This window comes from Geothrix sp. SG200 (genome assembly GCF_022808935.1).
GTDB classification, from domain to species: Bacteria; Acidobacteriota; Holophagae; order Holophagales; family Holophagaceae; genus Geothrix; species Geothrix alkalitolerans.
The window spans coordinates 306001-320207 of the sequence record NZ_JAKZFR010000001.1; the positions used below are offsets into that span (position 1 = coordinate 306001).

14 protein-coding genes are annotated in these 14207 nt (G+C 64.8%); 4 read left to right on the forward strand and 10 right to left on the reverse strand.

What is annotated here, in order from left to right; genetic code table 11:
- Positions 1-3: 3 nt before the first annotated feature.
- The gene (locus tag ML539_RS01385; protein WP_243319938.1) at positions 4-294 is read right to left on the reverse strand and encodes a DUF2164 domain-containing protein; all 291 of its coding nucleotides are present in this window, start codon (positions 292-294) and stop codon (positions 4-6) included.
- A gap of 62 nt (positions 295-356) precedes the next feature.
- Between ML539_RS01385 and ML539_RS01390 the strand changes: the two genes are divergently transcribed.
- Both ML539_RS01390 and ML539_RS01395 read left to right on the forward strand, forming a co-directional pair.
- Entirely contained in the window at positions 357-1586 is a 1230-nt protein-coding gene (locus ML539_RS01390) for an MFS transporter (protein ID WP_243319939.1), read from the forward strand.
- A gap of 232 nt (positions 1587-1818) precedes the next feature.
- Entirely contained in the window at positions 1819-2685 is an 867-nt protein-coding gene (locus tag ML539_RS01395; protein ID WP_243319941.1) for a hypothetical protein, read from the forward strand.
- A 10-nt stretch (positions 2686-2695) separates the two neighbouring features.
- Here the strand turns inward: ML539_RS01395 and ML539_RS01400 are convergent, their stop codons facing one another.
- The 3 genes from ML539_RS01400 to ML539_RS01410 are packed head-to-tail and all read right to left on the reverse strand — an operon-like array spanning position 2696 to position 4816.
- The gene (locus ML539_RS01400; RefSeq protein WP_243319943.1) at positions 2696-3250 is read right to left on the reverse strand and encodes a hypothetical protein; all 555 of its coding nucleotides are present in this window, start codon (positions 3248-3250) and stop codon (positions 2696-2698) included.
- A gap of 15 nt (positions 3251-3265) precedes the next feature.
- Entirely contained in the window at positions 3266-4003 is a 738-nt protein-coding gene (locus ML539_RS01405) for an alpha/beta hydrolase (RefSeq protein WP_243319946.1), read from the reverse strand.
- Positions 4004-4036: 33 nt separating this feature from the next.
- A complete protein-coding gene (locus ML539_RS01410) occupies positions 4037-4816 on the reverse strand; it encodes an AraC family transcriptional regulator (RefSeq protein WP_243319949.1) in 780 nt (259 codons plus the stop codon).
- A 113-nt stretch (positions 4817-4929) separates the two neighbouring features.
- Between ML539_RS01410 and ML539_RS01415 the strand changes: the two genes are divergently transcribed.
- The gene (locus ML539_RS01415; RefSeq protein ID WP_243319952.1) at positions 4930-5295 is read left to right on the forward strand and encodes an antibiotic biosynthesis monooxygenase; all 366 of its coding nucleotides are present in this window, start codon (positions 4930-4932) and stop codon (positions 5293-5295) included.
- Here the strand turns inward: ML539_RS01415 and ML539_RS01420 are convergent.
- Positions 5276-6028 carry an SDR family NAD(P)-dependent oxidoreductase gene (locus ML539_RS01420; protein WP_243319953.1) on the reverse strand — a complete coding sequence of 251 codons (753 nt, stop codon included), beginning with the start codon at positions 6026-6028 and terminating at the stop codon, positions 5276-5278. The two genes, ML539_RS01415 and ML539_RS01420, sit on opposite strands and share 20 nt — an antisense overlap.
- A 61-nt stretch (positions 6029-6089) precedes the next feature.
- Positions 6090-6545, reverse strand: coding sequence for a YbaK/EbsC family protein (locus ML539_RS01425; protein WP_243319955.1), 456 nt, complete (start codon positions 6543-6545; stop codon positions 6090-6092).
- A 422-nt stretch (positions 6546-6967) separates the two neighbouring features.
- Between ML539_RS01425 and ML539_RS01430 the strand changes: the two genes are divergently transcribed.
- Positions 6968-7495, forward strand: a complete 528-nt coding sequence (locus ML539_RS01430; RefSeq protein ID WP_243319958.1) for a DinB family protein — start codon at positions 6968-6970, stop codon at positions 7493-7495.
- Between the two features lie 500 nt (positions 7496-7995).
- Here the strand turns inward: ML539_RS01430 and ML539_RS01435 are convergent, their stop codons facing one another.
- The 4 genes from ML539_RS01435 to ML539_RS01450 form a co-directional block, all read right to left on the reverse strand.
- A complete protein-coding gene (locus ML539_RS01435) occupies positions 7996-8499 on the reverse strand; it encodes a DinB family protein (protein ID WP_243319959.1) in 504 nt (167 codons plus the stop codon).
- A 62-nt stretch (positions 8500-8561) separates the two neighbouring features.
- Positions 8562-10532, reverse strand: coding sequence for a hypothetical protein (locus tag ML539_RS01440; protein WP_243319962.1), 1971 nt, complete (start codon positions 10530-10532; stop codon positions 8562-8564).
- A gap of 115 nt (positions 10533-10647) precedes the next feature.
- The gene (topA, locus tag ML539_RS01445; protein WP_243319963.1) at positions 10648-13131 is read right to left on the reverse strand and encodes a type I DNA topoisomerase; all 2484 of its coding nucleotides are present in this window, start codon (positions 13129-13131) and stop codon (positions 10648-10650) included.
- A 148-nt stretch (positions 13132-13279) separates the two neighbouring features.
- Entirely contained in the window at positions 13280-14137 is an 858-nt protein-coding gene (locus ML539_RS01450) for a DNA-processing protein DprA (RefSeq protein ID WP_243319965.1), read from the reverse strand.
- Between the last annotated feature and the right edge of the window lie 70 nt (positions 14138-14207).

Consider the following 14207-nt stretch of genomic DNA (forward strand, 5'->3'; position numbering starts at 1 on the left):
CTCCTACCTTCCCGCCAGGGGCTTGCGAGCCACCTTCTTCTTCGCGCCCTTGTCCCAGTAGTCGGATTCGTCGGCGAAGCAGATGTCCGAGAGCTCGCTCACGCGCTCCTGCACGCAGGCCTGGGCATCGGCCACCGCCTGGTTGTAGATGGCCGGGCCGAGCTCCACCAGGCAGAAGCGCAGGAACGTGTCCGCTCCCAGGTCGCCGAGGCTCACGCCGTATTCCTCGCTCACGAAGCGCTGGATGGGGCCGCGCAGGCGCTTCTCGGTGTCGGGGGAGAGCTTGATGTCCATGGGCGACCTTCTGCCGGCGGGCGGCCGGGCAAGTGTACAGTGGGGACTCGCCGGGAGGTCCCATGCCCTCGAATGCCCGCCTGGACGCCGACGGCCGCCTCCTCTTCCTCACCCGCGCCGCGCGGATGTTCTCGTACGGCTTCCTGTCCGTGGTGCTGGTGCTCTACCTGGCCGGCCTGGGCTTCAGCGAGGGGCGCATCGGGCTGCTGCTCACGCTGACCCTGGTGGGCGACACGCTCATCTCGCTCTGGATCACCCTCCACGCCGACCGCCTGGGCCGGAAGAAGATGCTGATGGTGGGCGCCGCCCTCATGGTGGCGGCGGGCATCCCCTTCGCCCTCAGCGGCGATTTCACGGTGCTGGTGCTGGCGGCCACCTTCGGCGTCATCAGCCCCTCCGGCAATGAGGTGGGGCCCTTCCTGGCCATCGAGCAGGCGGCCCTCTCCCAGGTGCTGCCCGGGGAACGGCGCACCGGCGTCTTCGCCTGGTACAACCTCACGGGCTCCTTCGCGACCGCCCTGGGCGCCCTGGCCGGGGGCTGGTCCGCCCAGGCCCTCCAGGCCGCCGGCCGCACCCCCGTGGCCAGCTACCGCGTCCTGGTCTTCGCCTACGCCGCCGTGGGGCTGCTTCTCGCAGCGCTCTTCGCGCGAATGTCGCCAGCCGTGGAGGCGCCGCCCGCCGCGGCCCACGCCAGCCGCTGGGGCCTGCACGCCTCCAAGGGCGTGGTGCTGCGGCTGTCGGCGCTGTTCTCGCTGGACGCCTTCGCCGGCGGCTTCGTCATCCAGAGCATCATGGCCTACTGGTTCCACGTGAAATTCGGCGTGGCGCCCGGGACCCTGGGGTCGATCTTCTTCGCGGCGAACATCCTCGCGGGCCTCTCCAGCCTGTACGCCGTGAAGCTGGCGGAGAAGATCGGCCTCGTCCGCACCATGGTCTTCACCCACATCCCCTCGAACGTGCTGCTGATCCTCGTGCCGCTGATGCCCACCCTGCCGCTCGCGGTGGCCATGCTGCTGCTGCGCTTCAGCATCTCCCAGATGGACGTGCCCACGCGCCAGGCCTACACCATGGCCGTGGTGGCGCCGGACGAGCGCTCCGCCGCCGCCGGCGTCACCGGCATCGCCCGCACCACCGGCGCGGCGATTTCGCCCTCGCTGGCCGGACCCCTGCTCGCGGTGCCCGCCCTGGCCGGAGCCCCCTTCCTCATCGCCGGCACCCTGAAGATCCTCTACGACCTGCTGCTCTACCGGAGCTTCAAGGCCTCGGAGGTGGGGAAGCCCGAGGGCGCCTGAACGGGACGGCCGGTGCCCATGGAACACCGCCCTTCCGGCGGTGGGACCGCCGAGGCCATCCAGCGCCTGCGCCAGGTCGGAATGGCTGATGGGCAAGTGTCGAGAAGCTGCTGATGCTCTGGTTTGTTATTGGATAAAACAGGTTTATTTATCCTGTTACAACATAAAAAATACTAGGTATGGAGTATGGAGGGGGACTACCCTCGGGTCCGCCCTCTGGAGGTGGGCTTCCATGAAGCATTCCCCCTTCTCCCCATTCCCGGCTTTCCGGCTGGCCTTCTTCATGGCCCCGGTTCTCCTCGCCCCGTCCCTCGCGACCCTGCGGGCCCAGGGCGGTCCCCAGCCGCCGCCCCCGCTCCTGATGGTCTACCGCGAGGCGGTCAAGCCAGGCCACGGCGCCGCCCACGCCGCCACCGAGTCCGCCTGGAGCCGGGCCCTGGCCAAGGGCAAGTCCTCGGAGCACTACCTGGGCATGAGCTCCCTCACGGGGCCCTCGGAGGCCTGGTTCTGCATGGGCTTCCGGTCCTACGCGGACTGGGAGGCCAAGCAGCAGGAGCAGGAGAAGAACATGGCCCTGAAGAAGGAGGTCGACGCCATCTCGCAGAAGGATGGCGAGCACCTCAGCGAGGCGCAGAGCTTCCTGTCCTCCTACCGGAAGGACCTGAGCTACGGGCCCGACGTGGAGATCGGGAAGATGCGGTACATGCGGGTGCGCACCTTCCGGGTCAAGCAGGGCATGACCAAGGCCTTCGAGGATGCCGTGAAGATGGCCATCGCCGCCTACGAGAAGAGCCACTTCCCGGCCTCCTTCGCCTTCTACGAGGTCGAGGCCGGCACCTGGTCGCCCACCTACGTGGTGCTGCGTCCCATGAAGTCCCTGGCGGACATGGACGCGATGGACACCGCCAACAAGGCCTTCATGGACGCCCTGGGCGAGGAGGGCCGGAAAGCCATGCAGAAGGCGTTCGTGGAAACAGTCAACGGGGTGAGCAACCAGCTCTTCGCCTTCAGCCCCAAGCTGAGCTACCCCAGCCCCGGCCTCATCGCCAGCGATCCCGCCTTCTGGGCGCCCAAGCCCGCGAAGGAACCCGCGAAGTAGGGCCCGGCGCTCAGCCTTCGTCAACGTCCTGCGGCGGATGCTTGTCTTCCGCCGTGGGCTTGGCGAACCGCTGGGCGCGCAGGTGGAAGTCGTCCGTGAACACCCGGCGCACGGGCGGGGGCGGGGCGGCGTCGGCCACCCGCTTGGCCTTCCGCACGCGCCACAGGCCCCAGGCGGCGGGCAGAAGGAGCAGCACCGGGTATTCCAGCAGCACGCGCAGGGGCGTCAGGCGGAACTGGGTGGGGCGCAGCCCGTCGGCGTACCAGGCGTCGAGGATCCACACCTCGTCATCCGGGCGCAGCTCCGCCGCCTCGGCCTTGGCCATCTTGAGCACCTGCTCCGAGTCCCCCTGCTTCACCGTCACGAAGTCCGTGATCTGGCTGTCGGGGTCCCGGTCGACGCTGCGCACCTCCACGTGGGCCACGCCGGGCCGCTGCGCGTGGCAGAAGGGGTTCAGCGCCAGCAGAAAGACCTGCACCAGCAGGATCCACAGCACCGCGCCCACCACCGCCCAGAGGGCGATGAGGACGGACCAGCGGATCGCGGGGCGGGCGAGGAAGGGCATGGGGGGAGTATCCCATCACCTGGCATTCGGCAGGCGGCCCAGAAAGGCCTCGATGGCCTGGGCGCAGGCGTCGGGGCGGGTCTGCAGGAGCCAGTGCGGGCCCTGCAGGCGCGTGATGTCCAGGTTGGGCAGGCGGGCGCGGAGCCAGGCGGTGGCGGAAGGGGGCACCAGGCGGTCCCGGGCGGCGACGAGGGCCAGGACGGGCACGCGGAGATGGCCCAGCAGCGGCGTCTGGTCCACGGCCACCACGGCGCGCAGGCGGGCCTTCACCGTGGCGGCCGGAACCTGCGGGACCAGGGCGCGCAGGAGGTCCATGAGCGGCTCCGTGGCCCAGCGGCCCAGGAGCAGGAAGCGGATCACCGCCGCCGGCAGGCGGTTGGGCAGGATGGGCAGCAGCGGCGCCAGCCGGCCCAGGCCGGGCCGCGGATTCTTCGCGAAGGTGCCGCAGAGCGCCACGCCCACCAGGTACTCCGGCGCCTCCGCCGCCAGGGCCAGGGCCACGGGGCCCGAGAAGGACTCCCCCAGCAGCAGGAAGGGCCGGTCCCGGGGCAGCAGCGTGCGGGCGAAGTGGGCGCAGGCCGGGTAGGACACCAGGGCCGGCGGATAGCGCACCACCCGCGCCTCAAAGCCCGCGGCCTCCAGGGCCGCCACGAAGGGCCCGAACATGATCCCCGTGCCGTCCAGGCCCGGCAGCAGGACCAGGAGCGGACGCTCAGCGCGGGCCGGCGAAGGGTCGGAACCTGGGAGGGACATGGGGGCAGTATCCCAGCTTCGCGCGGGAAGGCCTCAGAGGCAGAACTCCGCCGCGTGGAGGAAGGCCCTCGGGGCCACGCCCACCGCGGCCACGACCTGGCGGATGAAGTGGGCCTGGTCGTAGTACCCCGCGTCCAGGGCGAGCCGGGTCAGGGGCGTCCCCGGGCGATGGGCGCCGAGGGCCCGGCGCAGGCGGAGGATGGAGGCCACCTGCTTGGGAGAGGCCCCGACGCCGCGGCGGAAGCGCTTCTCCAGCCCGTCCACGCTCAGGCCGAGCTCTCCCGCGAGGGGCGCGACGCGCAGGGACGGATCGGCCCGGAGGGCCCGGAGCGCGGCACCCACCACCGGATCCCTGCGCCAGTCCCGGCGCGCCCTCTGCGCCAGCAGGAACCGCTCGAGGACGTCCACGCGCGCCCGGTGGTCGCGGGCCGCCCGGATGCCGGCGGAGGCCGCCTCCACCGCCCGGGGATCCGCCAGCTCCTCGAGCGGCAGGGTGGCCCCGAAGAGCTGGTGCAGCGGCGGATCGAAGAAGGCCCCGGCCGCGCCGTCCCGGAACTTCGCCAGGACGATCCCGCTGCCGGCGGCGGTGACCATGCGGCGGGCCGTGGCCCGCAGGCCCGTCACGACGTGGTCCGGGACCGCGAGCCGCGTGGCGCCCTCCACCAGACTCGACGAACCCGCGTAGCGGAAGCCGAGGATCAGCCCCGTCTCGGGGATGAGCAGCTTCTCCGTGGCGCCGTCCGCCTCGATGATCTCGAAGGCGCGGACGAAGGGGGCGAGCGCTTCGGTCGGGGCGAAGGCGTGGACCTGCATGGGGTGATGCTACTCCTGCCTGGAGTTCCTGAATTCATACAAGTTCCAGATGGCCGTCGCGACAAGCATTCGGGAGGCGGCGCGATCCGTTCCGCCATCCATCAGGAGCCCCCATGTCCCCCTTCTCCCTCGACCTCGACCGCGAGCCTGGACTCTACTTCCTGCACGACGCCTTCACGGTGCCGGAGGCCGACCGGGCCGCGTTCACGGACCGGATGCAGCAGAACCTGGCCTTCATCCGCACCCTGCCCGGCTTCCGGGGCCACCTGGTCCTCGAGCAGCGGGACGGGGCGTCCGCCTTCAACCTCGTGACCCTCGCCGCCTGGGCCAGCCGCGACGCCTACGAAGCGGCGGGCCGCGAGGTCCGCGCCCACTACCAGCGGCTCGGGTTCGACCTGCCCGCGGCCCTGAAGGGCTGGGGTGTCGAGATGGTGCGGGGGATCTACCAGGCCGCCGAGGTCAGGACTTCCCGGCCGTGAAGCCGCCATCCACCATCAGGAGGGCCCCGGTGGTGAAGCTGGCCTCGTCGCTCAGGAGGAAGGCCACGGCGTGGGCCACCTCCTCCGGGCGGCCCAGGCGACCCAGAGGGTGCAGCTCGATGAGCGCCCGGCGCACATCGGGGTCCAGGCCCGAGAGCAGGGGCGTGTCGATGTAGCCCGGCCCCACGGCGTTCACGCGCACGCCCTTGGCGGCGGCCTCCAGCGCCAGCGTGCGGGTGAGGTTCACCACCCCACCCTTGGCCGCCGAGTAGGCCGCCACCATGGTCTGGCCGAACACGCCCAGGATGGACGCGCAGTTCACGATGCTGCCGCTGCCCTGCGGGTACATCTGGCGCAGCGCCGCCCGGGCCACGCGGAACACGCCGATGAGGTTGATGTCGATCACCCGCAGGAAGTCCTCGTCGCTGGTGGCGTGGGCCAGGCTCATGCCGCCGATGCCGGCATTGTTGAACACACCGTCCAGGCGGCCCAGCTCCTTGACGGTGTCGGCGATGAGCCGGTCCACCTGATCCGTGGCGGTGACGTCGCAGGGCAGGAACAGGCAGCGGCCCGCGTGGCGGCCGTCCAGGTCCTTGGCGTGGGCCACGCCCTGGGAGGTGGGGAGGTCCGCGAGGACGACGCTGGCGCCCTCCTCCAGGCAGCGAACCGCCGTGGCCAGCCCGATGCCGCTGGCGCCGCCGGTGATGAGGATGGACTTGCCCTTCAGGCGCATGGGAACCTCCTCACAGGGCCCGGCGCCGGGCGCCGCCCGGGAAAGGCCGATCTCAGCGGATCTACATGTCCACGAGCTTCGGGTGGGTCAGGCGCTCGAAGTCCTTGTAGGCCATGCGGATCAGCTCGGTGTGGGAGCCGGCGTTGAAGGCGATCTCCGGGTCGGCCGCCAGGTGCGGCTCCACGTAGACGTCCATGCCGTACAGGTTCCCGAAGGGCGGCATGGCGCCGGGCTCGCACTCGGGGAAGTCGCCGATGAACTCGCGCTCGTCGGCCAGCTCGACGTTGACGGCCCCGGTGGCCTGCCGCAGCCGCTCCAGGTCCACCTTGCGGTCGGCGGGCAGCACCGCCATGGCCAGGTGGCCGTCCAGGTTCACCATGACGGTCTTGGCCATCTCCTTGCCTTTGATGTGGGCGGCCCCGGCCACCGAGGTGGCCGTGAACGCCAGCGGATGATGGATGATCTGGTGGACCACCCCGTTCTGGTTGAGGAATTCCTCCAGCTTCGTCGTGGCCATGGCAGCCTCCTTCGACACAGCGCACCCCCAAGGATGGGGCCGGCCTGGGGTCGGTGCCATCGGAGCCTTCGGGCGGGGTGGAGGAAAGGTTTTCTGGAGCCACCGATGAACATCGATGAAAGCGGAACTGCTTTTCGCCACCGATTTCACCGATTTCAGTGATTACCGCGACCAGGCAGCATGGGCGGAGCCGGGGGCGCCGCCGCCGTGCCTTCTGGGAGCGCGGCCACGGCGCCCCCGGCTCCCTTCCGGCGACGCCGGAAGCCGCCTCCGGCGGGCCCATGCGGAGAACTTGCGGCGCGCCATCAGCGTCATCAGCGGAATCGGTGGCGAAAAGATCTTTTCAATCGGTGGCCATCAGTGGCCCTTTCGCGAGCCCCCGGATCTGGGTAGGCTCTCTCCCCACCCCCACGGAGGACCCCATGGCGAGCACCCCGGATCCGCAGGACGCCACCGCCGCCTACCGGGCGAGAATCCTGGGGTTCCTGGGGGACCGGGATCCGCTGGAGGTGCTCGGCTCGACGGGCGACGTGCTGGCGGGCCTGGTCCGGGACCACGCCGGGAAGCGGCTGCAGACCCGGCCCATCGCCGGGAAGTGGACGCCCTGCGAGGTCATCGGCCACCTCTGCGACTGCGAGTGGGTCTACGGCTACCGCACCCGGCTCATCCTCTGCGAGGAGAACCCGCCCATGCAGGTCATGGACCAGGATCAGTGGGTGGTGGGGCAGCGCCACAACGCGCGCGACCCCCGGGAGCTCGTCGAGACGTTCCGCGCCCTGCGCCCCCACAACCTGCGCCTCTGGGGGAGCCTCACGCCCGTGGAGCTGGAACGCGCCGGCCTGCACAGCGAGCGCGGTCCCGAATCCCTGGGCCAGCTCCTGCCCATGCTCGCCGGCCACGACCTCCTGCACCTGGACCAGCTCCAGCGCCTGCTCATGGCCATCCTATAGCCATGGATGAACACGGATGCAGGGCCGGAAGAGCATGGGAACCAGTGATGAACGGTGATGAACAGTGATAGGAATTCTTTCATCACCGTCCATCACTGTTCATCACCGGTTCATTCAGCTTTCCTGCTGATCGGCTTGGCTCAGCCATGAAAAGCAAGCAACCGCGAATGACGCGAAAGGGCGCGAAACGCGGCGGGGATGGGCCGCCTGGGCCTTCGGCCCCCAGTCGCGCGAGGCGCGGCTGGCCACACGCGGGGCGGGAATGCCGGCTCCTGAAGGCCGCCAGACCCGCCCCGCGCGTGGAGGCGGAAGCAGGATCGTTCGCCATTCGCGCGTCCGCAGGGCGATTCGCGTCATTCGCGGTTCGATCATTCCAGGCCGGAAGCCGCCTCCGGCGGGCCCATGCGGGAAGCTCGCGGCGCGCCATCACCGTTCATCCCCGTTCATCTCCGGCTGAATGATCTTTCATCGGTCTTCATCCGTGTTCATCCGAGGCTGATTCAGCTTTTCGCTTTGGATGCGGCGGCGAGCTGTTCTTCGGTGAGGCCGAAGCGGGGGGCGACGGGGCGGCCGCGGAGGCTGGCCATGAGGTAGAGCTGGCCGCGGTGGTGGGCCTCGTGCTCGACCATGGCGCGGAGCCACTTCCATGTGGCCATGGAAGCCCCGGCTGGGTTCACGCAGGGGGCCAGCAGGTCCGTGTCCGCGAGGGTGCCGAAGATGGCCAGGGACTCGGCGTGGCAGCGGTCCGGGTAGGCGCGCACGCCGTCCAGGCCCGCCGCCAAGACAGCCCCGTGGCCCGGGTAGGTGCTGGGGCGGCCCTGCACGTTCTCCGCGTACATGAAGCGCTCCAGCCCAGCCAGGTGGCGGAACAGGTCGCCGAAGGTGAAGGCCCCGGTCGCCGGCGCCCACTCCAGATCCTCGGGTGCCAGCGCCTCCAGCACCCGCACCGTGCGGGAGCGGGCGTTGCGCCAGTAGGCGAGGATGGCCTGGAGATCCTGAAGCATGGAGAGGGCTCCACTAGGTGGCGAAATGATTTTCTAAGCTGACCTGCATATCTAAATATTTTTTAATTGACCAGCCGCGATCTAATGCGACCCGCCTTTAAGAAAGATTTTCTGAGGCCTGAAAAAGTCCTATGGCTTATCGAGCGAAGAGGCCCTTTGGGGAAGACCCAGGGCTCTAATTTAATATATATAAATAAAAATCCGAGAATGTATACAAGTATTTTAATTATTGGGATGAGAACCGGGTATTTAGTTAAATTTAGATGAGTGATGTAGGAAGAAATTGAATAGGAGATTCCGCATATGAATATTATGAAACCACAGTTCAGTAGATTTATGATTTGTTTCAATTTTCTTTTTTGACGCTGTCGCCGGGCCCATTTCTGCTGTAATGCCTCTTCTTTAAGTGTTTGAATGGTTTGTTCTGATTTTTGAAGTTGCTTAGCGATTGGTTCAATTTGCTTCTCTACAAGTGCTTCGAATTTTTGTGTCGTAAACTCAATTATTTCTGGAAGTGTTTTTTCGGATAATGCCTTATCATTAGTGAGTGTAAAATCGGCAATTTCTGAGGAGTGAGCTCTCAATTTGTAATAGGTGTCGCTATCGATCTTTTCTTTCCTTAAAAGATCATCTAATTCATACTGAACTTGTTCGTTACGGATTGTGATTTTTTCGAGGCAAGATATTGAGTGTGCGAGCAAGGCATTGTCAATTATTCTGCTGTTCTTGCTCGGGGCCAGTAACCACAGACGATTGATTAACCAATAATCGGTCACAATGGGTGGGAATCCATTAAAGTCATCCCCTTCTGCGTTTATAAATGTTCTAACGGCTTTAGCCAATGCGGAATTGTGAGTAATAAAAATTGCAGCGTTTTCGCTAATTTTTTTCGTCAATTTCCCTTCTCTAAATTGGTAAATTGCTGCAATACAATCTATATCATGTCGATTGGCCGCCAAAGGCCGTTCTCGACCATACTCTTGATTTATTAATTCCTCTAGTTTTCTTTCATCAATTACATAATTGGGGTCCCGTTGCGGTATATCGATTTGGTCAATGCCCTTTGAGTTGAGAGTAGAAACAAACTCGAGTTTAATTTGCATAAGGCCAGCAGTAGAGATTTTTTTACTTCTAGCTGCTCTTAATGCCGTTTTGATTGTTTTAATATTGGTATCATTAAGGTTTTTTGCCGTATCCAAAATAATACCAACAACTTCATCTTTGGTTCTGTCGAAAAAAGCAATTTTTGCTTTATATGCGAGCAATAAATTTGTAAGTTCCTGAATTGACTTCTCTTCTTCGGGAGATGATAATCCAATTAAAGCTAAAATTAATCTTGTATCATAAAGAAATAAACAACTAGTGTAATTTGATTTAAAATCGTTGCAGTTTTCTTCATGGGTTACGGATTGATATAACAAAAACCCTTGAAAAAAGGAAGAGATGATTTCGAACTCAGCTAAATTATTATCATGAAGGTGTTTTATGAATTGAGCAATCGGCCATAACTTACCAGTGGTTTCTTTTTTCTTGATTGAGAAATCTTTAATTAGTAGATCATAAGAATGAATTTGTAAGAAATTAATTATTTCGGACATAAAATTAAAATTTTCATTAATTTTAATTTCTTTGTCACGGCAAAATGTTATAAAATTGTCCTTGATCGTATCAAATCTTTTGTTGTTCCTGTTGATAGTCTCCACTATCTCGGCAGTTCTGATTTTATTCTTTACGACAATAACATTCTCATGCTTTGTTAAAATATTTCTGTCAATTAATTTTACGATTAAACGATCTATAATATTTATTGGTAATTCTAGTCCACTTGTTTCAAGTAGTGAAACCCTTACTTGTTCAGAAGTAATATTTTGGGATTGAATTTTTGAAATCGCAATTTTAACAAACGGTATCAACATGTCGTAGTAGTCCTGATGCTCAATCATGAAGGAGCGTAGGACTGCGATAGATAACAATCTATTTTTCTCGATTTGGCTTGCAGGAATCAATGTATCCCCCGCTTTCTGATAGTTCAATAGCTATAATCATTCACTTGTGTTGGTAGATTATGTTTGTTGATCTGCGGGTGTGCAATAGCGTTTGTGGTCGGCAATTCACGAGCCGTAAATTATGACGGCGTCGACGTGAAGCCTATCCCATCGGCTCCTCATGCCCGCACTTGGGGCAGAGCAGCACCTGAATCGGATCCTTCCCCCGCGGCTTGCGGGTCTTCTCGCCCATGGTGGGGTTCTTGCAGGCGGGGCAGGTGACGGGGACGGGCTTGTCCCAGGCGGTGAAGTCGCACTTGGGGTAGTTCACGCAGCCGTAGAAGACCTTGCCGAAGCGGGTCTTGCGGGGGCTGAGGCCGCCGCCGCACTTGGGGCAGGGGACGGCCAGGATCTCCTTCTTCACCGTCTTGCAGGTGGGGTAGTCGATGCAGCAGATGAACTCGCCGTAGCGGCCGTGGCGCTTCACGAAGTCCTTGCCGCAGTTGGGGCACTTCTCGCCGATGGGCTCGTCCGGCGGCACGGGGATGCCCTTGGGATCGGCCTTCACGATGCCCTTGCACTTGGGGTAGTTGGGGCAGGCCCAGAAGGGGCCCCACTGGCCCTTGCGCAGGTTCATGGGCGTGGTGCCGCAGAGCGGGCACTCGGGCGCGTCCTCGGGCTCCTCCATCTTCTCGAGGTCCGCCGTGTAGTCGCACTTGTCCTTCTCGGCCTCGGCGCTGTAGTTGGTGCAGCCCACGAAGAGCCCGTTGCGGCCGATGCGCTTGAGCAGCATGCCCGGGTGCTTCTTCCGGTCGCCGCACTTGGGGCACTTCTCGCCCGTGGGCACGCCGGCCTTGAGGTTCTGCATGTCCTGCCCGGCGGCCTGGAGCGCCTTCTCGAAGGGGCCGTAGAAGTCCGTCATGGCCTTCTTGAAGGTGAGCTGGCCCTCCTCGATGCGGTCGAGGTTGCCCTCCATGCCCGAGGTGTACTTGCTGTCCAGCAGGCGCGGGAAGCCCTGGATGAGCAGCTCGGTGACCACCATGCCCAGCTCCGTGGGCTTGAAGCGGCCCTCGTGCTTCTTCACGTAGTCCCGGTCCTGGATGGTGCTGATGATGCTGGCGTAGGTGGAGGGCCGGCCGATGCCGTCCTCCTCCAGCTCCTTCACCAGCGTGGCTTCGTTGAAGCGCGCCGGGGGCTTGGTGAAGGACTGGTCGGCGTCGAGCTGCTCCAGCTTCAGGGCCTCGCCCAGCTTCAGGGCCGGGAGCTGCTCCTCGTCCTCGTCCTCCTCGCCATCCCGGGTGCCATCCTTGGTGGCGTCGGCGATGGACTCGGCGTCGCTCTCCGTCTTGTCGGCGCGGTAGACCGCCAGCCAGCCGGGGAAGCGCTCGATCTCGCCCTTGGCCTCGAAGAGGGCCGTCTCGTTGCCCACTTCCGCTTCCGTCTGCACCACCGTCTCGTCGAAGCGCGCGGCTTCCATCTGCGAGGCCATGGTCCGCCGCCAGATGAGGGCGTAGAGGCGGAACTGGTCGGGCTCCAGGTGCCCGCGCAGGCTCTCGGGGGTGCGGGCGACGTCCGTGGGGCGGATGGCCTCGTGGGCGTCCTGCGCCCCGGCCTTGCCCGTGTAGACGCGGGCCTTGGCGGGCAGGTATTCCTTGCCGTATTTCTTCGCGATGAGCTCGCGGGTGGCCTCCACGGCCTCGGGGGCCATGCGGGGCGAGTCGGTTCTCATGTAGGTGATGAGGCCCACGGGGCCTTCGCCGAAGTCGACGCCTTCATACAGGCGCTGGGCGTTCTGCATGGTGCGGCTGACGCTCATCTTGAGCTTCTGGGCCGACTCCTGCTGGAGCTTGGCGGTGGTGAAGGGGGCGGCGGGGTTCCGCTTCTTCTCCTTCGTCTCCAGGCTGGTCACCTTGTAGGCGGCCTTCTCCAGCTTCGTCTTCAGGTCCTTGGCCTGGGCGGCGTCGGCCACCCGGCGCTTGGCCTCCTTGTTGCCGAGCTGCAGGGCCTCGCCCCCCACCTTCACCAGCTTCATCCAGAAGCTGGGCGGCAGCTTGGCGGCGAACTTGCCCTTGAGCACCCAGTACTCGACGGGGTTGAAGGCCTGGATCTCCTTCTCGCGGTCCACGATGATGCGCACGGCCACGCTCTGGACGCGCCCGGCGCTGAGGCCGCGGCGCACCTTGTCCCAGAGCACCTGGCTCACCTTGTAGCCCACGAGCCGGTCCAGCACCCGGCGGGCCCGCTGGGCGTCCACGAGCTTCTTATTAATGGAGGTGGGCGCGGCCATGGCCTTCTGGATGCCCGCCGGGGTGATCTCGTTGAAGAGGACGCGGCTCACGGGCAGGCTCTTGGGCGGCTTGATGGCCTCCAGCAGGTGCCAGCTGATGGCCTCCCCCTCGCGGTCGGGGTCGGTGGCGAGCACCAGCTCGTCGGCGGTCTTGGCGGCGGCCTTCAGCTCCTTGACCACCTTCTCCTTGGCCGGGCTGATCTCGTATTCCTCCTGGAAGCCGTTCTCGATGTCGACCCCCAGCTTGCGCGGGAGGTCCCGGATGTGGCCCACGGAGGCCATGACCTTGTACCCCTTGCCGAGGTATTTGGTGATGGTCTTCGCCTTCGACGGGCTTTCGACGATCACGAGTTTGGTCACGGCACTTCTCCTTGGAGGCCAGGCCTCCCATTCACAGCACTTGGACATTCTCAAAAGCCAGGGGGCGCAGGGCCCGCCCCGGGGCCGCCCGAAAAACGCTGTCCGCCCCGAACGGCCCCTAAGGATGGATCCTGGCCCTGCCGGTTTGTCAAGTGCGGGGGGGGAGGCCCAGGTCCTGCAACAGGCCCTCCGGGGATAGGCAAACCCGTGCAGCGCCTTCCCTTAGTAAAAAGTTCGGACCTTCGGCGGAAGGGTCCTCCGGAGACCCGGGGCACACCCAGAGGTCCTTGCCCAGGTCCAGGGCGAGGCGGGCGGTGACCATGGACCCGGACTGCCACCGGGCCTCCACCACCAGGACGCCCTCGGACCAAGCCGCCAGCAGCCAGTTCCGGCGGGGGAAGTGCCACTTCCGGGGCGGGGCCTCGGGCGGGAAGGGGGTGATGATGCCGCCCCCGGCGGCCACCATGCGGTCCATGAGGGGGGCGTGCTCCGGCGGGTAGGGATGGTCCAGGCCCGAGCCCAGGACGCCCCAGGTGCCCGCGCCGCCCGGGCCCGCGTCCAGCGCCCCCAGGTGCGCGGCGACATCGATGCCCCGGGCCAGGCCGGAGATCACCGCCACGCCCGCCTCGGCCAGCACCTTGGCCCAGTTCCGGGCGCGGTCCCGACCGTGCCGGCTGGCCTGGCGGCTGCCCACGATGGCCAGGCTATGACGCCCGCCGGGCACCGGCGGGGGCAGGTTTCCCCGCACCCACAGGGCCACGGGGTAGGGCAGGGGCGCCAGCAGGGCGTCGGCGCCCTCGTCGCCCGGCAGCAGCAGGCGGGCGCCGCGGTTGAGAGCCTCCTGCCGCCGCCGGGGCAGGCTGGCCTCCAGGCGGGCCAGGGCCGCGGCCTGGTCGGGCGCCATCGCGGGCTCCGCCCCCGCTTGGACCGCCGCCCAGGCTTCGGCCTTCTGGCGTTCGGGCCAGTCCAGAACCGTGAAGGCGAGGGCCCAGAGGGCGAGGTCCATGGGATTCCAGGTCGTGGAGGCTATCCTGGATGCGGCGGGGCGCGCGGCGCAAGCCCTTTCCCCTTGCATT